The following is a 23722-nucleotide window of genomic DNA, read 5'->3' on the forward strand; positions in this document are numbered from 1 at the left end:
GTGGGCGGTGACGCGGCGGGGCTCGGCAGGGCCAGGGCCGTGGCGTTCGTCCTGCCCGCGCTCGTGCTCGTCGGCGTGTTCCTGGTCTTCCCCGCCCTGTGGACGATCTATCTGGGGCTCACCGACTACCGGCTCACCGGGGTCGAGGCGGCCGATCCCCAGGTGGTCGGGCTCGGCAACTACCAGGCCGCGCTCGGCGATCCGAGGTTCGGGTACTCGGTGTGGCTGACCGTGCTGTACGTGGGCGGTTCGGCGGTGCTCGGGCAGGCGGGGCTGGGGTTCGCGCTGGCGTGGACGCTGCGCGGGCGGCGGGGGCCGTGGCGCGGCGTCGTCGAGGGCGTGGTGCTGCTGTCGTGGATCCTGCCCGGCTCGGTGGTGGCGTTCCTGTGGATCGCGCTGCTCGACCGTGATGGCGGCACGCTGGGCGTCCTGCTCGGCCTGCCGGGGCTGGCCCCGCTGCTGGACCAGCCGCTGCTGTCGATCATCGTGTTCAACGTGTGGCGGGGCACGGCGTTCTCGATGATGCTCTATGCCGCCGCGCTGGAGAGCGTGCCGCCCTCGCAGCTGGAGAGTGCGAGGATCGCGGGCGCCGGGGTGGCCCGGCAGCTCCTCGACGTGGTGTTCCCGCACATCAGGCGGCACGTGCTGACGAACCTGCTGCTGATCAGCCTGTGGACGTTCAACGACTTCACGCCGTTCCTGCTGACGGCGGGCGGGCCGGACGGGCGTTCGGAGATCCTGCCGGTCTACGTCTACACGGTCGCGCTGCGCGGCGGCGAACTCGGCGCCGGAGCGGCCGTGTCCTTCCTCATCCTGCTGGTCAACCTGGTCTTCGCCCTGGGCTACCTGCGGCTGCTGCGCGGGCGGACGGCATGAGCGCGCTCGGGCACGCGGCCGGGCGGCTGGCGGCGACGGTGGCGCTCGCGGTGGTGCTGGCCTTCTTCGCGCTGCCCATGCTGTGGCTGGCCTCGGCGCCCTTCGACGCCTCGCCGTCGATCACGGTGTCGGTGCCCGAGTTCACCCTGCGCAACTTCGCCGCCGTGCTGGACAATCCGTACGCGCTCGGGTCGATCGGGAACTCGGTGCTGCAGGCGGGAGGCGCGGCGGCCGTCGTGGTCGTGCTCGCGGGGCTGGCCGCCTACGCGTTGTCGCGGGTGCGGGTGCCGGGGCGTGACGTGCTGCTGTACCTGTTGCTGCTGCTGTCGTCGGTCGTGACCGGCACGGCGGCCATGGTGCCGATCTTCGAGCTGGCCACGCGGCTCGGCCTCGTCGACACCCATCTGGGCGTCGTCCTGGTCACCTCCAGCGGACTGCTGCCCGCCGCGATCTTCGTACTGAAGGACTTCATGGACGCCACGCCCACCACCTACGAGGAGTCGGCCCGCGTCTTCGGCGCGTCGCCGCTGCAGATCCTCACGCACATCGTGGTGCCGCTGGTGCGTCCCGGTCTGGCCACGATCGCGGTGTGGGCGACGGCGGGGGTGTGGGGCGGCTTCCTGTTCCAGTTCGTGCTGCTGCGCTCGCCGGAGAAGGCGCCCGGCTCGGTCGTGCTCTACACCCTCTACACCGAGGGCGGCCTGCCGAGACTCGACCTCATCTCCACGTTCTCGCTGCTGTACTCGCTGCCGGTGGTGCTCATGTACCTGTTCGTCAGCCGCAGGTACGGCTTCCGCTTCCACGGAGGGATCAAGCGGTGATCTCCTTGCACGGCCTGACGAAGGTCTTCCCAGGCGGGGTGCGGGCGCTCGACGACCTCGACCTGACGATCGGCGACGGCGAGTTCTTCGCCCTGCTCGGCCCCTCCGGCTGCGGCAAGACCACCCTGCTGCGGGTGATCGCGGGCCTGGAGACGCCGAGCGGCGGCACGGTGCGCATCGACGGCGACGACGTCACCCGGCTGCCGCCGGGCAGGCGTGACGTGGCGATGGTGTTCCAGGATTACGCGATCTTCCCGCACATGGACGTGGCCGCCAACATCGCCTACCCGCTGCGGGTCAGGAAGCGGCCCAAGGTCGAACGCCTGGCCAAGGCCGCCGAGATCGCGGCCACGCTCAGCCTGTCCGACCTGCTCACCCGGCGTCCCGGCCAGCTGTCGGGCGGCCAGCAGCAGCGGGTGGCCCTGGCCAGGGCGATCGCCTTCCGCCCGCGCGCCTTCCTGTTCGACGAGCCGCTGTCCAACCTCGACGCCCGCCTGCGCCTGGAGGCCCGTACCTTCCTCAAGCGGCTGCAGCGCGACCTGGCGCTGACCACGGTCTTCGTCACCCACGACCAGGGGGAGGCGCTGGCGCTCGCCGACCGGATCGCCGTCATGGCGCAGGGGCGTCTCGTGCAGATCGGCACGCCGTCGGAGGTCTTCCACCGGCCTGCCACCCCCTTCGTGGCCGCCTTCATCGGCTCGACCCCGATGAACCTGCTGCCCGGCCTGGTTGCCGGGGGCGCACTGCACGTGGCGGGCGCGGTGCTGCGCGCGCCGGACGGGACGGCCGACGGCGAGGTGGTCTACGGGCTGCGGCCCGAGTACACCGTCCTGTCGGGCACGGCCGGGCCCGGGGCGTTCGCCGGGCGGGTCGCCGTGCTGGAGAGCCTGGGCACGACCACACTGGTCACCCTGGAGCTCGACGACCAGGACATATCGGCGCAGGTCGTGGTGCCCGAGGGCGAGGAGCCCGCGATCGGCTCGGCGGCGTGGGCGGCTCCGGTGCCGGGGCGTGGCCTGCTCTACCGCGACGGCGTGCTGGTGGCGACGGTGTGAGGTGAGGGAGGGTGAGGCGCGTGAGGGTGAGGCGCGTGCGCGGGGTCTGGACGATGGAGGACGCGGCCTCGGCCGCCGTGCACGCCGTGCCGTTCGAGGTGGGCACGCCCGCCTTCACCGTCAGGCTGGACTACGACCGCTCGCTCGGGGTGCTGGATCTCGGGTGCCTGGGGCCCGGCGGGTTCAGGGGATGGTCGGGCGGTGCGCGTGACGGCTTCACGATCGCGCCCGGCTGGGCCACGCCCGGGTACCTGCCGGGCGCGGTCGAGCCGGGCGTCTGGGAGGTGCTGATCGGGCTGCACCGGGTGCCGCCCGGCGGCCTGCCGTACTCGGTGGAGGTGGCCGGGCACGCGCGGGCGCCGCAGGGGCCGCCGGTGCGGGCGCTGCCCGTCGTGGGCGGCGCGGGCGGGCGCACGCGGGCCAGGCGGCTGCCGGAGCTCGGCGGCATGCGGTGGCTGGCGGGTGATCTGCACGCCCACAGCGCGCACAGCGACGGCGTGCTCGGCGTGGGGCCGCTGGCGGCGCTCGCCTCGGCGCAGGGGCTGGACTTCCTCGCGGTGACCGACCACAACACCGTCAGCCACTTCGCCGACCTGCCCGCCGCCTCCCGGGCGAGCGGTGTGGTGCTGCTGCCCGGTCAGGAGGTCACCACGGGTCTCGGGCACGCCAACGCGTTCGGGGCGCTGCCGTGGATCGACTTCAGGCTGCCGCCCGACGCCTGGGCGGAGACGGTTCGGGCGCACGGCGGTGTGCTCAGCGTCAACCATCCCGTGGCGGGCGACTGCGCCTGGCGTCATCCCATGGCGGTGCGGGCCTCGGCTGCGGAGGTGTGGCACGGCGGCACGCCCGACCCCTCGCTCGGGGCCGCTCTGGCCTGGGCCGCCGCCTGGCGCTCCGGCCTGACCGTGCTGGGCGGTGGCGACTTCCACCGCGCGGCCGAGGATGCGCCGCCGGGCACACCGACCACGTGGGTGCTGTGCGAGGACGACGACGTGCTCGGCGGCATCGCGGCGGGCCGTACCTGCGTGTCGGCCGGGCCCGGCGCTCCTCTGCTGCTGCGGCACGGCGGCGACTTCGTCGTGCGCGACGCCGACGGCCTCCTGCTGTGCGGGCCCGACCGGCGCACCGTGATCAGGCGCGATGACGTACGGCTGCCCGCCGCCTCGGGCGTGCATCTGCTGCGGACCCATGCGGGCCGGGTGCTGGCCCTGTGCTGAGCGGGCACAGGGGCTGCGGGCGGAAGGGTGGGTGAGTGCGGGGGGTGCCAGCGCGTCCCCCGGTGACGTCGGCGGGGACGGGCTCGTGCCGGGTGCGGCGTCGCCGTTGCGGGTGGGGTGGCCGGACCAGGGCCGATCAGATCACGGATGATCGACCGGCTCCGGAGCGGCCACCGCACACGCGGCGGCGAGCTCCCGCTACTCGCCGCCCTTCTGGACGTAGCTGCGCACGAACTCCTCGGCGTTCTCCTCAAGGACCTCGTCGATCTCGTCGAGAATCGCGTCGACGTCGTCGGTCAGCTTCTCCTGGCGTTCCTGCACGTCGCCTGTGGCCGACGCCTCGGTCTCCTCGACCTCGTTCTCGCGGCGGCCCGTCTGCTTCTGACCGCCGGTGTCCTTGCTCGCCATGTGGTCTACCTCCGATGTGGGGGACGGCTCCTGACGGATATCTTCCCCGAACCGAGCGACATTTCGCGCTTCCTGCCCCGCGATCTTCCGGACATCTTCCGGCAGGGCCGACATCCTGCCGAACGCCGGTGACGCAATCGTTATGCCGGGCCGGGAGCGCTCGTCCCGAGATCGCCGCGGGGTGCACCGTTCCAGCACCACAATGGTGGGCGACATGACCGGCACGCGGTGATGCGGGTGGTGCGTTGAAGACGGACGGCACGCGGATGCTCGGCAGTCGCTACCGGCTGCTGTCCCGGCTGCACGAGGGCGAGGGCGGCGTCCTGTGGCGTGGCCACGACCGGCTGCTGCGGCGCAGGGTCGTGGTCAAGGAGGTCGTGCCCAGGGCGTCGGGCGACGCGGCGACCCTGCGCGAGGCTCGCACCAGGGCGCTGCTGGAGGCCAGGGCCGCGGCCAGGCTCAACCACGAGGCGCTCGTCGCCGTGCACGACCTGGTCGAGGAGCACGGCAGGCTGTGGATCGTGATGGAGGCGCTGGAGGCGCTGTCGCTGGAGTACACCGTGCGCCATCTGGGCGGCCTGCAGGTGCGCTGGGCGGCGTGGATCGGGCTGCGACTGCTGGGCGGCCTGCGGCACGCGCACGGCGAGGGCGTGCTGCACCGGGCCATCCATCCCGGCAACATCCTGCTGACCGGCGATCGTGTGGTGCTGTCGGAGTTCGGCCTGGCCTCGCTCAACGGCGGGCCGCAGCAGCCGGAGGGCGGCAGGCGCAACGCCTCCAACGGCGGGCTGTGGGAGGCGTGCGCCGACGACTCGGCCGCGGCCTTCCTGGCGCCCGAGCGGCTGCGCGGACACCAGGCGACGCCGTCGGCCGACCTGTGGTCGTTCGGGGCGTGCATGTACTTCGCGGTGGAGGGCAGGCCGCCGCGTCCCACGGCCGAGGGCCTGTCGGTGCTCAACAGCGAGCCGAAGGTGCCCGAGCGTGCGGGCGCGCTGCTGCCGGTGCTGCGCGGGCTGCTGCACCGCAGCCCGGCCCAGCGCCTCACCGCCGACCACGCGGCCAGGCGCCTGACCGAGGTGCTGGCGGGCGAGGGCGTGCCGATGGCCAAGACCAGGCTGCCGAGCTACCCGGTGGCCAAGCAGCCGTCCTTCCTCACCCCGGCCTGCCTCACCGAGGAGTAGAGGGGCGGGCCTCAGTCGCCGCCGGTGAGCGCCGCCACCAGGTCCGCGGCCGTGCGGCAGCGGTCGAACAACTCGCCGACGTGCGCCTTGGTGCCGCGCAACGGCTCCAGCGTGGGCACGCGCTGCAGGGAGTCGCGGCCGGGGATGTCGAAGATGACGGAGTCCCACGACGCCGCCGCCACCGACTCGCTGTACTGGCGCAGGCAGCGGCCCCTGAAGTACGCCCGCGTGTCGTTGGGCGGGTTCTCGATCGCCCGCTCGACGGCCTCCTCGGTGACCAGGCGCTGCATGCGGCCCCTGGCGACCAGCCGGTTGTACAGGCCTCGGTCCGGCCTGATGTCGGAGTACTGCAGGTCGACCAGTTGCAGCCTCGGGTGCGACCAGGCCAGGCCGTCGCGGTTGCGGTAGCCCTCCAGCAGTTCGAGCTTGGCCACCCAGTCGAGCTCGCGCGAGAGCTGCATCGGGTCTTCGGCCAGCCGGGTCAGCACCGACTCCCACCGGTCGAGCACGTCCTTGTTGGCCTCCTCGGAGGCGGTGCCGCGCTCCTCGACGTACTTGCGCGCCTGCTCCAGGTACTCCATCTGCAGCTGGATCGCCGTCATCTTGCGGCCGTCGCGCATCGAGATCTCGTAGCGGCAGGTGGGGTCGTGCGAGACCGCGCGCAACGCCTGGACCGGGTTCTCCACGGCGAGGTCGCGGCTGAGGAAGCCGTCCTCGATCATCGCCAGGACCAGGGCCGTGGTGCCGAGCTTGAGGTAGGTGGAGATCTCCGACATGTTGGCGTCGCCGATGATGACGTGCAACCGGCGGTACTTCTCGGGATCGGCGTGCGGCTCGTCGCGGGTGTTGATGATCGGCCGCTTGAGCGTCGTCTCCAGGCCGACCTCGACCTCGAAGAAGTCGGCGCGCTGGCTGATCTGGAAGCCCTCGCCGCGTGAGTCCTGCCCGATGCCGACCCGCCCGGCCCCGCACACGACCTGGCGCGAGACGAAGAACGGGGTGAGGTGCCTGACGATGTCGGCGAAAGGCGTGGCCCTGCGCATCAGGTAGTTCTCGTGGCAGCCGTAGGAGGCGCCCTTGTTGTCGGTGTTGTTCTTGTAGAGCTGGATCGGCGCGTTGGTGGGGATCGCGGAGGCGCGCAGAGCGGCGTCGTACATGACGCGCTCGCCCGCCTTGTCCCAGATGACCGCGGCGCGCGGATTGGTGCACTCGGGAGTGGAGTACTCGGGATGGGCGTGGTCGACGTACAACCGGGCCCCGTTGGTGAGGATGACGTTGGCGAGGCCGAGGTCCTCGTCGGTCAGCTGGCTCGGGTCGGCGACCTCACGGGCGAGGTCGAACCCCCGGGCGTCGCGCAGCGGGTTCTCCTCCTCGAAGTCCCACCGCGCCCTGCGCGCTCTGGCCGCCGACGCGGCCAGGTACGCGTTGACGACCTGCGACGAGGTCACCATCGCGTTGGCGCCTGGCTGACCGGGTACGGAGATGCCGTACTCGGTCTCGATGCCCATCACCCGACGCACCGTCATGCGCACCCTCTGTTCGTCCGGATCGGTCTATCCGCCGTTTATATGCCCGAGCCTAGACCCTTCATCGTGCCCAAAGGCCAGACAGTTATGGCACAGATGCCTTTTGGCCCTGTACGGCGGGCACCACGGCGATCGCGGGCGGCGGCGTCGCCCGGCGTGGTTTGAGCAGTCGCTGGATCGGACGTTCGGCCCATGCGTAGACCAGATAGGACACCACCAGCGTGGCCACGACCGCGAGCGCGGCCACGATCCACGGCGGGAGCGATCCGGCGAGCACCGGGATGAGCGCCGCCGCCACGACCGAGTGCAACAGGTACAGCGGATAGGTCGTGGCCCCGAGCGCGGTCAGGACCGGCCGCGAGCGCATCCGCAGCAGGCCGAGCGCCATGGCCGCCATGACCGCGAAGACGAGCGTGACCGTGACGATCACCGAGACGTCCCCGACCGGCATGCCGGAGAACCCGGCCAGCTTGATACGCCCGTGCACGCGTTCGAGCGCCGAGTGCAGCGACTGCCCCCACGCCACCGCCACCAGCACCCACGGCAGCGGCGCCGAGCCGAACCTGTGCACCAGGTACAGCGCCATGCCCGCCACGAAGTAGGGCGCGTAGCGCGGCATGACGATCTCGGTGAGCAGCACGGGCGCGGTGACGTCGAGCAGTCCGGGCAGCCACTCCACCGCCACCGCGGCCGTCAGCCAAACCCCCATGAACGCCAGCGCCCTGCCGTAGGTGACACCGACCAGCACCAGCAGCGAGATCAGCAGGTAGAAGCGCAGCTCGGCCCAGAGCGACCAGTAGACCCCGCTGGCGTCGAGCACGCCGAACAGCCGCTGGGTCATCGTGGCGTTGACGAGGTACTCCCCCGCCGACAGCTTGGGGTCCAGCGCCTTGGCCGACGTCAGGCCGTACAGGGCGGCGACGGCGAGCAGGCTGAGCCAGTACGCCGGGTAGAGGCGCACCAGGCGTCCCCAGGCGAACGAGCCGATGCCGCGTCCCCAGATCGACATGAGGATGACGAACCCGCTGATGACGAAGAACAGCTCGACACCGAGGATCCCGAGCCCGGCCACGGGCGCGACGGCGGGGAAGAGCGCCGCGGGCGAGGCGCCCCACACGGACTTGTAGGCCACGAGGAAGTGGAAGGCGAGCACGGCCATGGCCGCCACGAAACGCAGCAGGTCCAGCTCGGCCAGGCGGCCGTCCCCGCGGGCGTGTCTCGCCGTCACCGGGGGGCTGACGTGAAAGCTTCATGCACGACCTCTTGGACGGCCTTTGTGGCTTCTGGGTTCCATGTGACTTTTGTGGCTTGAGTGACGGATGTGGCATGTGGGAGCACATGGACGTTCCACAGCTCCCCGCCCTCCCACCGGCCCGCCCGTGACCCCTCCCGTCAGCCCGCCAGGGCCGCCGTCACCGCCTCCGCCACCCTGCGGACCTCGGCGCCCAGCCGGTCCAGGCCCGAGGTGCCGGGACAGGCGACGCTCACCGCCATCACCACGCGCCCGTCGGTCCCGAAGACCGGCGCCGCCGCGCACGACAGGCCCGCGGTGTACTCGTCGCAGGAGTAGGCCACCCCGGCCGACGCCACACGCTCCAGCGTCTCGGCCAGGGCGCCGCGCTTGACGACCGTGCGCCGGGTGAATCGTTCCAGCACGCCGTGCAGGCGGAACGACTCACGCAGGTCGGCGTCGTAGGCCAGCAGCACCTTGCCCGCCGCCGTGCAGTGCAGCGGCGCCCTGTCCACCCCGTCGGAGGGCGAGGCCACCCGGCCCAGGCCGTACAGGCGCTCCACGTGCCTGATCTGCAGGCCGTAGGGCACCGACAGGTTGACGGTCTGCCTGGTGCGCTCGAACAGCGACAGCAGATGGGGCAGCACGACCGGCCGCCCTCCGGGGACCGTGCCCCTGCCCGCGGCCGCGAGCCTGGCACCCGGCGCGTAGCCGGTGCCGATGCGCTGGGCGAAGCCTTGCGCGCACAGCACCCCGAGCAGGCGATGCGCGGTCGACTTCGGCAGGCCCGTGAGCCTGCTGAGCCTGGCCAGCGCCACCGGGGCCTGACCTGCGCCCAGGCACGACAGGATCGCCATGCCCTTCTCCAGGCTGCCCGGCGGGTGGGTGTAGGCAAGGGACTGCGTCTGGCCTTCGAAAATCTCGATCACACCTTCGGCCTTTTTTGCCGACAACATTGCCTAACCTTGACTACCCTGCGCAACTGCAATAACACGTTGAGCGTTCCACTGGGCGAGATGACGGATTCTCCTGCCGGTGATCACTCGGTAGCTTCCCGCGTGTCAGTTCACGAGGCGGAAGGGTCAGGTCATGACACCAGCGGTCGTTGACTGCGGCGAGTGGGCGGAATGACGGCCGAGATGGTGCACCCTTCGGCCGCCGAGGTCACCGAGGACGTTCGGGCCAGGGTCGACGCCAGGCTCGCCGCCTTCCTCGACGAGCACGGCGCCCTCGTCGGCGACAGCGAGGTCGAGGCCGCACACGCCCTTTTACGGGAGTTCGTTCTCGGCGGCGGCAAGCGCTTACGCCCGTTGCTGTGCTTCTGGGGCTGGCGCGGAGCCGGCGGCGCCGACGGGCCCGAGATCGTCTCGGCGAGCGCGGCCCTGGAGATGTGCCACGCCGGGCTCCTCATCCACGACGACATCATGGACGGCAGCGACCTACGCCGCGGCCGGCCCACCCTGCACCGCGGCCTGGCCGCCAGGCACCAGGGCGCGGACGCCTTCGGCCAGGCCGCGGCCATCCTGCTCGGTGTGCTCGCCCTGACCTGGGCCGACGAGCTGCTGGCCGGATGCGGGATCGAGCAGGAGCGACTGCGCGCGGCCCGGCGCCTGTTCGACGCGATGCGCGGCGAGGTCATCACCGGCCAGTACCTCGACGTGCTGGCCGGGGTGCGCCAGGGCAGCACGGTGGCCCAGTCGCTGCAGGTCGTGCGCTACAAGACGGCCAAGTACACCGTGGAGCGGCCGCTGCAGATCGGCGGCGCCCTGGCCGGGGCCACGCCCGAGGCCCTTGAGCTCTACTCCAGGTTCGGCCTGCCGCTGGGCGAGGCCTTCCAGCTGCGCGACGACGTGCTCGGCACCTTCGGCGACCCCGAGCGCACCGGCAAGTCGGCCACCGACGACCTGCGCGAGGGCAAGCACACCGTGCTCATCGCCTACGCCACCCGCAACGCGGGCCGCGCCGATGCCGACCACCTGCGCGCCTGGCACGGCAATCCCGGGCTCACCGAGGAACGCGCGGCCGAGCTGCGCACCATCGTGGCCGCATCCGGCGCCCTCGACCACGTCGAGCGGCTGATCGAGGCGCGCGTGCGGCAGGCACGCCAGGCGCTGACGGCCGCCGGGCTCGACACCGAGACCGAGCAGGCCCTGGCCGCGCTGGCGGCCCGCCTGACCGACCGCGACCGCTGATCACCCCACCGGCCCCACAAGCCCTCCCAGGCCCCCCACACCCCCGCCTGGCCCCCTCTGGGCCCCTCTGGCCACCCCGCACGTCTCTGTCCGGCACCACCGCTCTCCCCCTCATCGCGACCATCAGGAGGCAGACATGACCGAACAAGCTCTCGACGACGGCCAGTCCCAGCTCAGTCTCGGCACCGCCGCGGCCAGGAACCTGGCCACGACCACCAAGTCGGTCCCGCAGATGCAGGAGATCACCTCGCGGCACCTGCTGCGGGTGTTGCCATGGGTGCAGGCCATCGGCGGCGTCTATCGGGTCAACCGCCGCCTGACCTACGCGCTGGGCGACGGCCGGGTGAGCTTCACCTCCACGGGCGCCGACATCAGGGTGATCCCCGCCGAGCTGTGCGAGCTGCCCGCCCTGCGTGGGTTCGACGACGCCGACGCCCTCGCGGCGCTGGCCGGGCGTTTCACCCAGCGTGAGCACGCGCCGGGCGACCTGATCGTCGAGGCGGGCGCCCCTCGTGAGGAAGTGGTGCTGATCGCGCACGGCAAGGTGAGCAAGCTGACGCCGGGCGCCTACGACCACGACACCGTCCAGGGCGTGCTGGCCGACGGCGACTACCTGGGCGATCAGGTGCTGAGCGGCGCCGAAGGCGAATGGGACGTCACCGCCAAGGCCGTCACCGCGACCACCGTGCTCACCCTCTCCCGCCAGGCCCTGCAGCAGCTGCTCGACCAGTCGCCCGAGCTGCGCGCCCACCTGGAGCAGGGCGCGGGCGGTCCCGAGCACGCGCAGAACGACCACGGCGAGGCCGCCATCGCCCTGGCGGCCGGCCACGTCGGCGAGGCCGTGCTGCCCGGCACGTTCGTCGACTACGAGCTGACCCCCCGCCAGTACGAGCTCAGCGTGGCCCAGACCATCCTGCGCGTGCACTCGCGGGTGGCCGACCTCTACAACGAGCCGATGAACCAGACCGAGCAGCAGTTGCGCCTGACCATCGAGGCGCTGCGCGAGCGCCAGGAGGACGAGCTCGTCAACAACCGCGAGTTCGGCCTGCTGCACAACGCCGACCTCAAGCAGCGCGTCCACACCCGCACCGGACCGCCCACCCCCGACGACCTGGACGAGCTGCTGGCCAAGGTCTGGAAGGACCCGGCGGTCATCCTGGCCCATCCCAAGGCCATCGCCGCCTTCGCCCGCGAGTGCAACGCACGCGGCCTCTACCCGGCCAACGCCGAGTTCGGCGGTCACAGCGTGCCCGCCTGGCGCGGCATCCCGCTGCTGCCGTGCAACAAGATCCCGGTGTCCGACCGCGGCATCACCTCGATCATGGCGATGCGGGTGGGCGAGGCCAACCAGGGCGTCATCGGCCTGCACCGCACCGGCCTGCCGGACGAGTACCAGCCCGGCCTTTCGGTGCGTTTCATGGGCATCAGCGAGCAGGCGATCATCTCCTACCTGGTCACCACGTACTACTCGGCCGCCGTCCTGGTGCCCGACGCGCTCGGCATCCTGGAGAGCGTCGAGATCGGCTGATCCGGCCCGCGGCTCCTCCCCCACGGCCGAGCCGTCCGTTCCGTCTGTCTTCTTCTCCTCCTCCGAACGCCGAGCGGGCCCCTTCGTCTGTCGTCGCGGGCCCGCTCGCCGGGTCCACCGGGCTCGGCGCCACCATCACGCACCGGCAGGAGTACCTCTGTGACCGACCGCACCACCCCCGCGAGCGCCGCCGGGACCGATCCACGATCCAACGGCCGGCTGAGCCTCGGCACCGCGGCCGCGCGCAACCTGGCGACGACCACCAAGTCGGCGCCGATGATGCAGGAGATCAGCCCCAGGCACCTGCTGCGGGTGCTGCCCTGGGTGGAGGCGGTGGGCGGCGTCTTCCGGGTCAACCGCCGTCTCAGCTACCAGATCGGCGACGGCAGGGTCAGCTTCACCCAGACCGGCGCCGAGGTCAGGGTGATCCCCGCCGAACTGGCCGAGCTGGCCCCGCTGCGCGGCTTCGGCGACGAGGACGAGCTCGCCGCCCTGGCCGCCAGGTTCGAGCAGCGCGAGCACGCCTCGGGCGACGTGCTCGTCACCGCCGGGCAGCCCGTCGAGGAGGTGCTGCTGATCGCGCACGGCAAGGTCGCCAAGACCGCGCCAGGCGAGTACGGCGGCGAGGCCCAGGCCGGCCGCCTGGCCGACGGCGACCACGTCGGCGAGCAGCTCCTGACCGGCGGCGAGCACGTGTGGCCGTTCTCGGTCACCGCGCTGACCTCGTGCATCGTGCTCGCCCTGCCCCGCGCGGCCCTGCGCGACCTGCTGGAGCGCGCCCCCGCCCTGGCCGCCCACCTGTCCCCCACGACCACCCACCACGCCCAGAACAAGTACGGCGAGGCCGCCATCGCCATGGCCGCCGGACATGTGGGCGAGGCCGTGCTGCCGGGCACGTTCGTCGACTACGAGGCGGCGCCGAGGCAGTACGAACTCAGCGTGGCCCAGACCATCGTGCGTGTGCACACCAGGGTGGCCGACCTCTACAACGAGCCGATGGACCAGATCGAGCAGCAGTTGCGCCTGACGATCGCCGCCGTGCGCGAGCGCCAGGAGTACGAGCTGGTCAACAACCGCGAGTTCGGCCTGCTGCACAATGCCGACCTCAAGCAGCGCATCCACACGCGCACCGGACCGCCCACCCCGGACGACCTGGACGAGCTGCTCAGCAGGCGCAGGAGCACGCACTGCTTCCTGGCCCATCCGCAGGCCGTCGCGGCCTTCTCGCGTCAGTGCAACGAGCGCGGCGTCTACCCGGCGACCACACAGGTGCCGGGCGGCACGGTCATCGCCTGGCGCGGGGTGCCGCTGCTGCCGTGCGACAAGCTGCCGATCACCAAGGGCGTGACGTCGATCCTGGCGATGCGCCTGGGCGCCGACGAGCAGGGGGTGATCGGGCTGCGCCGTACCGGGATACCGGATGAGCGGGAGCCGGGGGTTTCGGTGCGGTTCGCCGGGATCTCCGAGCGGGCGATCCTGTCCTACGTCGTGACGGCCTACCACTCGGCGGCCGTGCTCGTGCCCGACGCGCTGGGCGCGCTGGACAGCGTCGAGGTCGCCTGAGGTTCGGGGCCGCCGAACAGCGGAAAGGGCCGCTCGGGGGTGAACCCGGCGGCCCTTTCTGCTGTGCCCGGTCCTAGAGGTACTGGCCGGTGTTGGCGACGGTGTCGATGGAGCGGCCGGCTTCCGTGCCCTGCTTGCCGGAGACCAGCGTGCGGATGTAGACGATCCGCTCGCCCTTCTTGCCGGAGATGCGGGCCCAGTCGTCGGGGTTGGTGGTGTTGGGCAGGTCTTCGTTCTCGGAGAACTCATCCACGCAGGCCGCCAGCAGGTGCTGCACCCGCAGGCCCTTCTGCCCGGTCTCCAGGAACTGCTTGATCGCCATCTTCTTCCCGCGGTCCACGATGTTCTGGATCATGGCGCCGGAGTTGAAGTCCTTGAAGTACAGGACCTCCTTGTCACCGTTGGCGTAGGTCACCTCGAGGAAGCGGTTCTCCTCGCTCTCGGTGTACATCCGCTCGACGACCCGCTGGATCATCCCGGCGATCGTGGACTCGCGCGATCCCTCGTGCTCGCTCACGTCCTCGGGGTGCAGGGGCAGCTCCGAGATGAGGTACTTGGAGAAGATGTCCTTGGCCGCCTCGGCGTCCGGCCGCTCGATCTTGATCTTGACGTCCAGGCGGCCCGGCCGCAGGATCGCCGGGTCGATCATGTCCTCGCGGTTGGAGGCGCCGATGACGATGACGTTCTCGAGCCCTTCGACGCCGTCGATCTCCGACAGCAGCTGGGGAACGATGGTGTTCTCGACGTCGGAGGAGACGCCGGACCCTCGGGTACGGAAGATCGAGTCCATCTCGTCGAAGAACACGATCACCGGGGTGCCCTCGGAGGCCTTCTCCCTGGCCCGCTGGAAGACCAGGCGGATGTGCCGCTCGGTCTCGCCGACGTACTTGTTGAGCAGCTCGGGGCCCTTGATGTTGAGGAAGAAGCTCTTGCCGGACTGGCCGGTCTTCTCCGCGACCTGCTTGGCCAGGGAGTTGGCCACGGCCTTGGCGATGAGCGTCTTGCCGCACCCGGGGGGGCCGTAGAGCAGCACGCCCTTGGGGGGACGCAGCTTGTGCTCGCGGAAGAGGTCGGCGTGCAGGTAGGGCAGCTCGATGGCGTCCCTGATCTGCTCGATCTGGCGCATGAGGCCGCCGATCTCCTCGTAGGAGATGTCCGGCACCTCCTCCAGCACCAGCTCTTCGACCTCGGACTTGGGGATGCGCTCGTAGACATAGCCCGAACGAGGTTCGAGCAGGAGTGAGTCTCCGGCGCGGATCGGCTGGTCGAGCAGCGACTCGGCCAGGCGGACGACCCGCTCCTCGTCGGCGTGCGAGATGACCAGGGCGCGCTCGCCGTCCTCGAGCAGCTCCTTGAGCATCACGATCTCGCCGAGCTCCTCGTAGCCGAGTGCCTCGACCACGTTGAGCGCCTCGTTGAGCATGACCTCCTGGCCACGCCGCAGGGTGTCGACGTCGACGGCGGGGCTGACGTTGACCCGCAGCTTGCGGCCGCCGGTGAACACCTCCACGGTGCCGTCTTCGCGCGCTTCGAGGAAGACACCGAACCCGGACGGCGGTTGCGCCAGCCGGTCGACCTCCTCCTTGAGCGCGACGATCTGGTCTCTGGCCTCCTTGAGCGTTGCGACCAGGCGTTCGTTGTGACCGGTCACGGCCGCGAGATTCGCCTGCACCTCATGGAGCCGCTCTTCGAGGACCCTCGCCTGACGGGGGGATTCGGCTAGCTTGCGACGCAGCGCGGTGATCTCCTCCTGGAGGAAGGAGACCTGTGTTGAAAGATCAGCGACCTCCCGTTCGCGCTGCGCGGCTCGAGCCTCAGCATCATCGCGAGCTGCCACGCCCGTCACCTCCTTCCGAGTCGAGGACGACTACCTAGGACCTTACCTATGTCGAGCCTTTCCGTAACCTGACCGGGCAGTGTTCGTGGAGTTACAGACTGCGCCCGGTGATTAATCCCTATTGGTGCGTTTAGTCGTGGCAGCATATGAACACGGCAATCTGTTCCCGTGTCACGCACCAACGCACCGCCGTGGCCAAATTGTCATACTTCCTCGGTGCTTCCCTTCGGACGCCTGCGCCGGGGTGGTGGCGCCACCCCGTCCGCCATGCGACGGGCCATGACGAGGAACCCGGTGTGCCCGATCATCCTGTGGTCAGGACGTACGGCGAGCCCTTCGAGATGCCAGTCGCGACTCAGGGTCTCCCACGCATGAGGCTCGGTGAAACTCCCGTGGTCGCGCAGGGTTTCCGCGACACGCGACATCTGGGTCGTCGTCGCCACATAACAGCAGATCACACCACCCGGCGTGAGGGCCTTGGCCGCGGTGTCGACACACTCCCAGGGGGCGAGCATGTCGAGGATGACGCGGTCGGCGTCGCTCTCGTCGATGGATTCGTTGAGGTCGCCGACCACCAGGCGCCAGTTGTCCATCGGGCCGCCGTAGAACTTCTCCACATTGCCCCTGGCGATGTCGGCGAAGTCCTGGCGGCGCTCGTAGGAGGTGAGCGTGCCCTCCGAGCCGACCGCGCGCAGCAGGTAGCACGTCAGAGCTCCCGAGCCCACGCCCGCTTCGATCACCTTCGCGCCGGGAAAGATGTCACACATACCGACGATCTGGGAGGCGTCCTTGGGGTAGATCACCGCCGCGCCGCGCGGCATCGACAGCGTGTAGTCCTGCAGCAGGTGCCTGAAGGCGAGGTACTGGGTGCCGCCTGAGGATCGCACGACCGAGCCCTCGGGCTGGCCGATGAGGTCGGCGTGAGGAATCGCCCCCTTGTGCGTGTGGAAGACCCCTTCGTCCTTGAGAGTGATCGTGTGACGCTTGTTCTTGGGGTCGGTCAGCTGGACCTGATCCCCGGCCTGGAACGGCCCGTGCCTGCGGAAACCCATGGCGCAAAGGGTATCGGGATCCGGCGTGGCGGAAGTCCCGCCCGCCGGGCCTGACGAGCCTCTGCCGCCCCCGTCGAATCCCCCGAACTCCCCGGAAATCGATTCGCCGACCGGCGGGGATCGCTGGTAAGCAAGGAGGCATGTTTCCCCGAGACGTCATCGCGGCCGGCCCCGTGGTGCTTCGCCCCCACATCCTCGACGACGCGCCCGCGATCGAGGCCGCCTGCGCCGATCCCGCCATCGTCGAGTACATCGGCTCGGTGCCCACGCCGTACACGCGTGAGGACGCCCTGGCCTATCTGAAGATCGCCGAGGAGAAGTGGGCGGCGGGCGGCGCCGAGTTCGCGGTGACCGATCCGCAGGACGGGCGCTGGCTGGGCAACATCGGGCTGCGTACGCCCGACTTCAGGGGCAATTCCGAGATCGGCTACTTCCTCGGGCCGCAGGCGCGCGGCAACGGCCTGGCGGCGGTGGCCACGCGGGCGCTGACCGAGTGGGGGCTCGACCGGGGCGTGCCGAGGGTGGCGCTGCTGGCCGACGTGGAGAACATCGCCAGCCAGAAGGTCGCCTACGCGGCCGGGTTCAAGCTGGAGGGCGTGCAGCGCGCCGCCGAGAGCAGGCGTGACGGCACCAGGCGCGACATGGCCTCCTTCGCCAGGCTGGCCGGGGTCGGCGGCGAGCCGGAGACGCCCTACCTGCCCTTCTTCGAGGACGGCGTGCTGAGCGACGGGGTGGTCAGCCTCGAACCGATGACGGTGGCCGAGGCCGGGGCCTACCACCGGCTGATGAGCGATCCCTCGGTCGCCAGGTACAGCCTGATGCCGCCGGGCACGCTGGAGGAGGTCGTCTCCAGGTGCCGCTACACCGGGCACTGGTGGCTGGCCGGGCAGCGCGCCGAACTCGCGATCAAGGACGCGTCGACGGGCGAGTTCGCCGGGCACATCCAGCTCATGCAGATCAGCCCCGTGCTCGGCCAGGGCATGCTCGGCTACGCGCTGCGCGAGGAGTTCCGCGGCAGGGGGTTCGTGACGCGTGCGGTCGAACTGGTGGTGGACTGGGCCTTCGAGCACACGTCCCTGCACCGCGTCGTCGCCGGGACCGACACCGGCAACACCGCCTCGCACCGCGTGCTGGAGCGGGCCGGGTTCGTCAGGGAGGCGCTGCACAAGGAGTTCCTGCCCTACCAGGACGGCACCCGCGGCGACGACATCGAGTGGCTGCGGGTACGGCCCAAGGCCGGGTGAGGTCGCGGTCAGGCGCCAGGGGCGAGGGCGTCGCGCAGCAGGGACTCCACCTGGCGTACCAGGGATTCCACATTGAGGGTTCCCCGGAACTCCAGCTCGGTCACGTCCGGGCCCACGCGTAGTTTGAGGGTGACGTCGCGCTCGCGGGTGCGCAGCCAGAACTCCACCGTCCTGGTCAGCGCCGTCGCGCCCGCCTGGTCGCGGACGTCGACCAGCAGTTCGGGCACTCCCCCGCCGAGTTCGCCCGGCGGCGGCGGCCCCTCCTGCGCGCTGACCAGGCCGCGCAGCGCGTCGACGTCGCGCAGCCAGTCGTCGAGCGAGCGCAGGGCGTCGGGATCGGCATCGATGGCGATGACCGGCATGCGGCTACCCCTGTCTCAGGTTCGCGGGTTTCGGGATCGCGGGTTCAGGTTCGCGGTTTCAGGATCGCGGCCGTGGTGGCCGAGGTGACGCGGATGAGATCGGCGGGCGCGAGTTCGAGTTCGACCCCGTGCCTGCCGCTCGACACGTAGACGCTCGGCTCGGCCGCCGAGGTGACGTCCAGGACCGAGGGAAGGTACGGCAGGGCCAGCGGGCTGACGATCTCGGCCGCGACCGACCTGCCGATCGCCGCGACGTCGGCGAGCCCGGCCAGCCTCGCCCCGGCCGCGCCGAACGCCCTGGCCGCCGCCGCCACGTCGACCACGCCGTCGGACGGCGCCACGGCCACGACCGTGTGCCTGTCCACGTGGAGCACGACGGCCTTGAGCAGGCGGCCGGGCTCGACGCCGAGCGCCTGGGCGACGGCGGTGCGCGACTTGGTGTGGGAGGGGTCGTGGGGGTGGCGGTGCACGGCGAATGGGATACCGGCTTTGCGCAGGATCCTGATGACCGGCGTTTCCTTCACCGCTTTATCCGACATTTCGTCGTTTATTGGTGTCGGTCGCTTAAAGGCGGACTCGCCGCGCCGTACCCGGAAATCTTGGTATTTGCGGGCTAGAACATAGATGTAGTCGACAAACGCCTCGGCCAGCTCCACCGCGTCCTCGGCGTCGGCGCGGCGCAGGGCCTTGCCCGCGCCCAGGTGCGCCGCCTCGTTGCCGAGTTCGCGCAACTCCTCTGCCCAGCTGCGCAGCCTGCCGTCGATGAGGCCGAGGCGGTGCAGTTCGCGCAGGCCGTGGAAGAGCGTGCGAGCGCGTACGCCGTGATCCAGGCACACCGCCTCCAGCAACCGCCGCACGTGCACGACCGCCGACGCGGGCGATCCCGAGCGCAGGCAGCCGCGGGCGTCGGTCAACTCCCGGCGCACGACGGGCGGCACGGCCGCGGCGATCGGACGGCCCGCCACGGGCCACAGCACCTTCGCCGGGCGGGGCGGCAGGTCGTCAGGATCGCCTTCGGGGGCCATCTCGCCCGTCAGCAGCAACATCACCTGGTCGCAGATCTGGCAGACGGCCGGTGAATAGGGGCGTAATTGTTCGGGCAGAAACGCCTTGTGCAGCCCGTCGGCCTCGCGCGCAAGGGTGCGCCGATCGCAACTCGGGCAATCGACGTCGAATTTGGCGCCCCATCGGCCCACATGCGGAACATAGACGATCACTTTGTGTATCACAAGGGCGTAGCATCCCTCCTATGCACGGGAGGCCATGATGAAAAGCTGGCCGTTCGCCGGACGACAGCAGGAACTCGAGCACCTGGTGCGGCTCGCCCGCGACCGCACCACCCAGGGTGTGCTCGTCGCGGGCCCCGCCGGGGTCGGCAAGACCACCCTGGCCAGGGAGGTGCTCACGCACTTCCGCCCCGACAAGGTGACGCTGCTGCACATCCGCGCCACCAAGGCCACCAGCGGCATACCCAACGGCGCGCTCGCCGACCTCATCCCGCGCGACCATCCGCCGCACCTGGCCAACACGCTGCGCTGGGCCGAGGAGGAGGTGCTCGCGCACGCCGCCGGCCGCGTGCTGGTGCTCGGCGTCGACGACGCCCACCTGCTCGACAGCCACTCGGCCCACGTGATCGCCTCGCTGGTGCGCTCGCGCCGGGCCAGGATGGTGGCCACGCTGCGCACCGGCGAGCCCGCGCCCGACGCCGTCACCGCCCTGTGGCGCGACGGGCACGTGCGCCGCTTCGACGTCGACCCGCTCAGCGACGAAGACCTGACCTCGGTGCTGCGCGCGGCGCTGCGCGGCGAGCCCGACGACGCCACCGTGCGCAGGCTCGGCGAGATCACCGAGGGCAACGCGCTGTTCCTCGTCGAGGTCGTCGGCGCGGCCAGGGCGTCGGGCGCGCTGCGGCTGACGCACGGCATGTGGAAGCTGACGGGCGACCCGCCGCTGGCCCCCCGCCTGGTCGACCTCATCCACGAGCGCATCGGCGCCCTGTCGGGCGAGCTGAAGGACGTGCTGGAGTACGTCGCCTTCGCCGAGCCGATCGGCGTGCGCACGCTGAGCGACCTGGTCTCCGAGCGCGCGGTGCTGGAGGCCGAGGAGCGCGGCCTGATCCGCGTACGGGTGGATCGTTCCCGCGAGAGCGCCAGGCTGGCCCACCCGCTCTACGGCGAGGTCGCCCGCGAGCGCTGCCCCGAACTGCGGCGAAGGCGCCGGCACTCGGAGCTCGTCGCGGCGCTGGAGCGCACCGGGCTGCGCCGCCGCGAGGACCCGCTGCGCGTGACGGCCCTGCGACTGGCCGGAGGGCTCGGCGCCGCGCCGGAGCCGCTGCTGGCCGCCACCCAGCTCGCCTGGTCGGCCCACGACTACCCGCTGGCGATCAGGCTCGGCGAGGCCGCGCTGGCCGCCGGCGGCGGGGCCAGGGCCGCGGTGCTGCTGGCCACGCTGCTCGACTACGCCCAGCAGCCCGACCGGGCACGCGCCCTGCTCGACGCCACCCCCGAACCCGCAGACGAGGGGCTGGCCGTCCAGCTCATCCTGGCCAGGGCCAGCAATCTGGCGTGGGGGGTCGACCGGCCCGGCGAGGCGCTCGACCTGCTGGCCCAGGCCGAAAAAGAGCTCAGGACGCCCGCGCACCGCCATCAGATCGCGGTGCGCAGGCTGGCCCTGACCGCATCGGCCGCACGGCCCGGCGACGCGCTGCGCCTTTCGGAGCGGCTGCTGGCCGAGCACCTCGGGCCCGCGCTGCGCGCCCAGGTGCTCTCCTCACGCGCCTTGTCGCTGTGTTACGCCGGTCGCACCGAGGAGGCGCTCGCCTGCGTGCACGAGGCGCTGGCCGACGCCGCCGCCTGGCGCGACGACATCCCCGCCCTCGTCTCGCCGTTGCACTCCACGTGGGCGCTGTGCGGGGAGTTCTCGGGCGACCTCGCGGTGATGGACCAGGCCATCGCCTCCATGCAGGCGGCCGTCGGCGGGCAGCGCGGCTGGTCGAGGGGCGAGGGCTCGCTGGCCCTCTCCCGGGGGCACGCGGCCACGCTGCGCGGCCATCTGGGCGCCGCCCTGCTCATCCTGCACTCGCCCGCCAACCACGACACCGCCGTGACCGTGGGCGGCTGCATGGGCGCCTTCGCCGCGGCCCAGGCGCTACGCGGCGAGAGCGCCGCCGCGCAGGAGACGCTCGACGCCTCCGTCGCGCGCAACCGGGCCACCTGGACGGCGTTCACCCGGTGGGTCACCCAGACGCAGGTGTGGATCACGGCGGGCGCCGGGGACACGCCGGGAGCCGTCGAGCTCGCCCTGTCGGCCGCCGCCGAGAGCGGGGATGCCGGGCTGCTCGGCTTCGAGTTCGTCGCCCTGCACGACGCCGTGCGCCTGGGCTGTCCCGCCCCGGCCGTCCATCGGCTGGAGGAGCTCGCCCACCTGCACGACGGCCCCCGCGTACGGCTGGCCGCACGGCACGCCAGGGCGCTGGCCGACGGCGACTCGCGGGCCCTGCTCGACGTGGCGGCCGGGTTCGACGAGCTGGGGCTGCGGCTGCACGCGGCCGAGGCGGCGGCGCAGGCGGCGGCCCTGCTGCGCCGTACCTCCCATGTCAGGGCGGCACGCGCGGCGGCGGCCGAGGCCTGGTCGCTCGCGGGAGCGTGCCAGGGGCCCGACACGCCCGCGCTGCGCGACCTGGCCGCGCCCGACCTGACCGCACGCGAGCTGCAGGTGGCCCAGCTGACCGCGGCGGGCCACTCCCACCGTGAGATCTCGGGCCGGCTCAACATCGCGATGCGCACGGCGATGAACCACCGCAACACCGTCTACGCCAAGCTGGCCGTCAACTCGCCCGAGGAGCTCGCGCGCAAGCTCAAGAGGTTCGGCTGAGGCTCAGCCCTGGCGGTGCGCCTCGAACCTCATCGTCCTGGACACGCCGATCCGCACGGTCGTGCCCGGGGCGATCGTGACGGGCTCGTTGGGCGGGATGTCGTAGAAGTTCGGATCGCCCGGCGGCTGGATCTGGGTGCCGTTGACCGAGCCGAGGTCGACCAGGTTGACGTCCCAGCCGTCGAGCGCCACGCGCAGGTGCCGTCGCGAGACCGACCCGTCCGGGCTGGTCACCTTGGCCGGCCTGGCCGTGCCGCCCGACACCTCGGGCGCCCGCTCGGGGTCGCGGCCGAGCAGGTAGTCGCCTTCGAGGCTGAGCGCCATGCCGTCGTCGAGCACCAGCACGCCGAGCGGCGGCCTCGGCCCCTTGTACGGCACGAGCGTGCGCTGCACCAGCGCGATGCCGCACACCGAGCAGTAGGGGACGCGCGGGTCGTTGAAGTGGCCGTTCTTGCAGTCGACGCCGTAGACGAGCGGGCGGGCGTCGTGCTCGTGCCCGTCCTCGTCTCCCCTGTGCACCTGGGTGGGCGGTCCGTCGAAGGGCGGCCTGTCGTGCTCGCCCGAGCCCTGGCCGGGCACGTGCTGGCCGAGGTCGTCGTGCGGGAACGCCTCGTGGTGCGCCTGGGGCAGCGGGGGCGGCGCGAAGGGCGAGGGCGGCTGCTGCATCGGGTACGGCAGCGGCGGGCCCTCCTGCTGGGGCTGCGACTGCTGCGACTGCTGGGGCTGCTGGGGCTGCGACTGGTGCGGGTCGGGCAGCGGCGGCTCGCCCCATGCCGGTCCCTCGTGCGGCTGGACGTGCGGGCCCTGGGGGCCGTGCGGTCCATGGGGTCCCTGCGGCCCTGAGTGGGCCTGTGGCGGCAGTCCGGCGGGCGAGGCCTGCTGGGGCACGGCGGGGCCCTGGCGGCCGGGAGGTGCGATCTGGAAGTCGGGCTCGAAGTGCAGTGCGGTGTCGGGGAGCTCGCTGGTCTCGATCGGCGGGCGCTCCCGCTCGGGGGGCTGCGGCGGCTGCTGCTGGGGGCTCTGCTGGTCGGCTTCGGGGGCCTGCTGGGGTGCGGGGCTCGCCTGCTGCGGGCCGGACGCGCCGATCGGGCCCGCGGACGGCTGGGCGCCGGGCACGCGCTGGGTGCTGAGCGGCGGGCCGGACGGCGAGGCGAAGGCGCCGCCGGGCTCGAAGGCGATGCCCGCGCCCATCACCACGCCGCCGTCCAGGCGCACGGCGGGATGGGGCTGGCCCGCGCCGGGCAGGCGCAGCTCGAAACGGTGCACGGGGCCGGCCACGAGCTGGCCGACCGAGGTGAGCGAGTCGCGGCCGGAGAGCCTGACCTCGCCGCCGCCGCCCTGCAGCGTGGCCGTGGCCGCACCGCTGACCAGCACGGCGACGCCGCCCTCGGCGGGACCGGCCACGGCGCAGGCCGCGGGCTCGTCCGCCATGGTGAGCAGGGCGCGCGCGACCTTGCGGGCCAGGGCCCTGCCGTCGCCGCCCGCCGCCGCGATCTCGCGCAGCGCCTCCAGCAGCTCCGAGCCCGCAGCCTCGCTCGCGTCGCACACGAGCAGCAGATCGCCCATCCTGGCGACCAGGCCGTTGCCAGGGAGCGGGCGCACCACCCCGATGCCCTCCACCGTCATGAGACCTCCTTCTCACACCCGGCGATGAGCCCGCGGTGCAGATCGCTTCCCTCGCTCACAGGACTCTTCTCCCCGGAAAATCCGGAGGATGAACGGCGCCGCGAGCCCGTCCGCCTCCGGCCATGCGGTA

19 protein-coding genes are annotated in these 23722 nt (G+C 71.8%); 10 read left to right on the forward strand and 9 right to left on the reverse strand.

What is annotated here, in order from left to right; genetic code table 11:
- From ACTWNK_RS26585 to ACTWNK_RS26600, 4 genes are read left to right on the forward strand one after another with little or no spacing between them, the layout of a single operon-like run.
- Positions 1-876 carry a carbohydrate ABC transporter permease gene (locus ACTWNK_RS26585; RefSeq protein ID WP_474307266.1) on the forward strand — a complete coding sequence of 292 codons (876 nt, stop codon included), beginning with the start codon at positions 1-3 and terminating at the stop codon, positions 874-876.
- A complete protein-coding gene (locus tag ACTWNK_RS26590) occupies positions 873-1697 on the forward strand; it encodes a carbohydrate ABC transporter permease (protein WP_474307267.1) in 825 nt (274 codons plus the stop codon). The genes ACTWNK_RS26585 and ACTWNK_RS26590 overlap by 4 nt, the downstream gene beginning before the upstream one ends.
- Entirely contained in the window at positions 1694-2752 is a 1059-nt protein-coding gene (locus ACTWNK_RS26595) for an ABC transporter ATP-binding protein (protein ID WP_474307268.1), read from the forward strand. Before ACTWNK_RS26590 ends, ACTWNK_RS26595 begins: the two co-directional genes overlap by 4 nt.
- 20 nt (positions 2753-2772) lie before the next feature.
- Positions 2773-3969 (forward strand): CehA/McbA family metallohydrolase, encoded by a 1197-nt coding sequence (locus ACTWNK_RS26600; RefSeq protein ID WP_474307269.1) that lies wholly within the window; start codon positions 2773-2775, stop codon positions 3967-3969.
- A 198-nt stretch (positions 3970-4167) separates the two neighbouring features.
- Here the strand turns inward: ACTWNK_RS26600 and ACTWNK_RS26605 are convergent, their stop codons facing one another.
- Positions 4168-4377: a ubiquitin-like protein Pup gene (locus ACTWNK_RS26605; RefSeq protein WP_474307270.1), complete on the reverse strand. Its 210-nt coding sequence runs from the start codon at positions 4375-4377 to the stop codon at positions 4168-4170.
- 245 nt (positions 4378-4622) lie between these two features.
- On the opposite strand from ACTWNK_RS26605, the gene ACTWNK_RS26610 reads away from it, so the two are divergent.
- Positions 4623-5558, forward strand: coding sequence for a serine/threonine-protein kinase (locus tag ACTWNK_RS26610; protein WP_474307271.1), 936 nt, complete (start codon positions 4623-4625; stop codon positions 5556-5558).
- Positions 5559-5569: 11 nt separating this feature from the next.
- Here the strand turns inward: ACTWNK_RS26610 and dop are convergent, their stop codons facing one another.
- The 3 genes from dop to ACTWNK_RS26625 all read right to left on the reverse strand — a co-directional run bounded on the left by dop (position 5570) and on the right by ACTWNK_RS26625 (position 9244).
- Positions 5570-7084: a depupylase/deamidase Dop gene (dop, locus tag ACTWNK_RS26615; protein ID WP_474307272.1), complete on the reverse strand. Its 1515-nt coding sequence runs from the start codon at positions 7082-7084 to the stop codon at positions 5570-5572.
- 85 nt (positions 7085-7169) lie between these two features.
- The gene (locus ACTWNK_RS26620; RefSeq protein WP_474307273.1) at positions 7170-8312 is read right to left on the reverse strand and encodes an acyltransferase family protein; all 1143 of its coding nucleotides are present in this window, start codon (positions 8310-8312) and stop codon (positions 7170-7172) included.
- 164 nt (positions 8313-8476) lie between these two features.
- Complete coding sequence (locus ACTWNK_RS26625; protein WP_474307274.1) at positions 8477-9244, reverse strand: IclR family transcriptional regulator; 768 nt, start codon at positions 9242-9244, stop codon at positions 8477-8479.
- Between the two features lie 198 nt (positions 9245-9442).
- Here ACTWNK_RS26625 and ACTWNK_RS26630 point away from each other — a divergent pair, with 198 nt between their 5' ends.
- The 3 genes from ACTWNK_RS26630 (at position 9443) to ACTWNK_RS26640 (ending at position 13598) form a co-directional block, all read left to right on the forward strand.
- On the forward strand, positions 9443-10507 hold the full coding sequence (locus ACTWNK_RS26630; protein ID WP_474310988.1) for a polyprenyl synthetase family protein: 1065 nt from the start codon (positions 9443-9445) through the stop codon (positions 10505-10507).
- Between the two features lie 136 nt (positions 10508-10643).
- Positions 10644-12035 (forward strand): family 2B encapsulin nanocompartment shell protein, encoded by a 1392-nt coding sequence (locus ACTWNK_RS26635; protein WP_474307275.1) that lies wholly within the window; start codon positions 10644-10646, stop codon positions 12033-12035.
- A 159-nt stretch (positions 12036-12194) separates the two neighbouring features.
- Complete coding sequence (locus ACTWNK_RS26640; RefSeq protein ID WP_474307276.1) at positions 12195-13598, forward strand: family 2B encapsulin nanocompartment shell protein; 1404 nt, start codon at positions 12195-12197, stop codon at positions 13596-13598.
- A 73-nt stretch (positions 13599-13671) separates the two neighbouring features.
- Here the strand turns inward: ACTWNK_RS26640 and arc are convergent, their stop codons facing one another.
- Together arc and ACTWNK_RS26650 are read right to left on the reverse strand one after the other, a co-directional pair.
- Complete coding sequence (gene arc / locus ACTWNK_RS26645) at positions 13672-15444, reverse strand: proteasome ATPase (RefSeq protein ID WP_474307277.1); 1773 nt, start codon at positions 15442-15444, stop codon at positions 13672-13674.
- Between the two features lie 194 nt (positions 15445-15638).
- A complete protein-coding gene (locus ACTWNK_RS26650; protein ID WP_474307278.1) occupies positions 15639-16487 on the reverse strand; it encodes a tRNA (adenine-N1)-methyltransferase in 849 nt (282 codons plus the stop codon).
- 140 nt (positions 16488-16627) lie between these two features.
- Between ACTWNK_RS26650 and ACTWNK_RS26655 the strand changes: the two genes are divergently transcribed.
- Complete coding sequence (locus ACTWNK_RS26655; protein WP_474307279.1) at positions 16628-17731, forward strand: GNAT family N-acetyltransferase; 1104 nt, start codon at positions 16628-16630, stop codon at positions 17729-17731.
- An 8-nt stretch (positions 17732-17739) separates the two neighbouring features.
- On the opposite strand, the gene ACTWNK_RS26660 is transcribed toward ACTWNK_RS26655, so the two are convergent.
- The gene (locus ACTWNK_RS26660; RefSeq protein WP_474307280.1) at positions 17740-18093 is read right to left on the reverse strand and encodes an effector-associated constant component EACC1; all 354 of its coding nucleotides are present in this window, start codon (positions 18091-18093) and stop codon (positions 17740-17742) included.
- Between the two features lie 44 nt (positions 18094-18137).
- A complete protein-coding gene (locus ACTWNK_RS26665) occupies positions 18138-19310 on the reverse strand; it encodes a DUF4145 domain-containing protein (protein ID WP_474307281.1) in 1173 nt (390 codons plus the stop codon).
- A gap of 46 nt (positions 19311-19356) precedes the next feature.
- Here ACTWNK_RS26665 and ACTWNK_RS26670 point away from each other — a divergent pair, with 46 nt between their 5' ends.
- A complete protein-coding gene (locus ACTWNK_RS26670; protein ID WP_474307282.1) occupies positions 19357-21966 on the forward strand; it encodes an AAA family ATPase in 2610 nt (869 codons plus the stop codon).
- A gap of 3 nt (positions 21967-21969) precedes the next feature.
- Here ACTWNK_RS26670 and ACTWNK_RS26675 read toward each other — a convergent pair whose 3' ends face one another.
- A complete protein-coding gene (locus ACTWNK_RS26675; RefSeq protein ID WP_474307283.1) occupies positions 21970-23592 on the reverse strand; it encodes an FHA domain-containing protein in 1623 nt (540 codons plus the stop codon).
- Positions 23593-23722: the final 130 nt, after the last annotated feature.

This window comes from Nonomuraea sp. IBHARD001 (genome assembly GCF_056106265.1).

What these genes read in the sequence shown, in the direction of transcription:
- ACTWNK_RS26590 (WP_474307267.1), top strand. Translation starts at nt 873, where the DNA reads ATGAGCGCGCTCGGGCACGCGGCCGGGCGGCTGGCGGCGACGGTGGCG.
- ACTWNK_RS26605 (WP_474307270.1), bottom strand. Translation starts at nt 4,377, where the DNA reads ATGGCGAGCAAGGACACCGGCGGTCAGAAGCAGACGGGCCGCCGCGAG.
- dop (WP_474307272.1), bottom strand. Translation starts at nt 7,084, where the DNA reads ATGACGGTGCGTCGGGTGATGGGCATCGAGACCGAGTACGGCATCTCC.
- ACTWNK_RS26630 (WP_474310988.1), top strand. Translation starts at nt 9,443, where the DNA reads ATGACGGCCGAGATGGTGCACCCTTCGGCCGCCGAGGTCACCGAGGAC.
- ACTWNK_RS26635 (WP_474307275.1), top strand. Translation starts at nt 10,644, where the DNA reads ATGACCGAACAAGCTCTCGACGACGGCCAGTCCCAGCTCAGTCTCGGC.
- ACTWNK_RS26650 (WP_474307278.1), bottom strand. Translation starts at nt 16,487, where the DNA reads ATGGGTTTCCGCAGGCACGGGCCGTTCCAGGCCGGGGATCAGGTCCAG.
- ACTWNK_RS26655 (WP_474307279.1), top strand. Translation starts at nt 16,628, where the DNA reads ATGTTTCCCCGAGACGTCATCGCGGCCGGCCCCGTGGTGCTTCGCCCC.
- ACTWNK_RS26660 (WP_474307280.1), bottom strand. Translation starts at nt 18,093, where the DNA reads ATGCCGGTCATCGCCATCGATGCCGATCCCGACGCCCTGCGCTCGCTC.
- ACTWNK_RS26670 (WP_474307282.1), top strand. Translation starts at nt 19,357, where the DNA reads ATGATGAAAAGCTGGCCGTTCGCCGGACGACAGCAGGAACTCGAGCAC.
- ACTWNK_RS26675 (WP_474307283.1), bottom strand. Translation starts at nt 23,592, where the DNA reads ATGACGGTGGAGGGCATCGGGGTGGTGCGCCCGCTCCCTGGCAACGGC.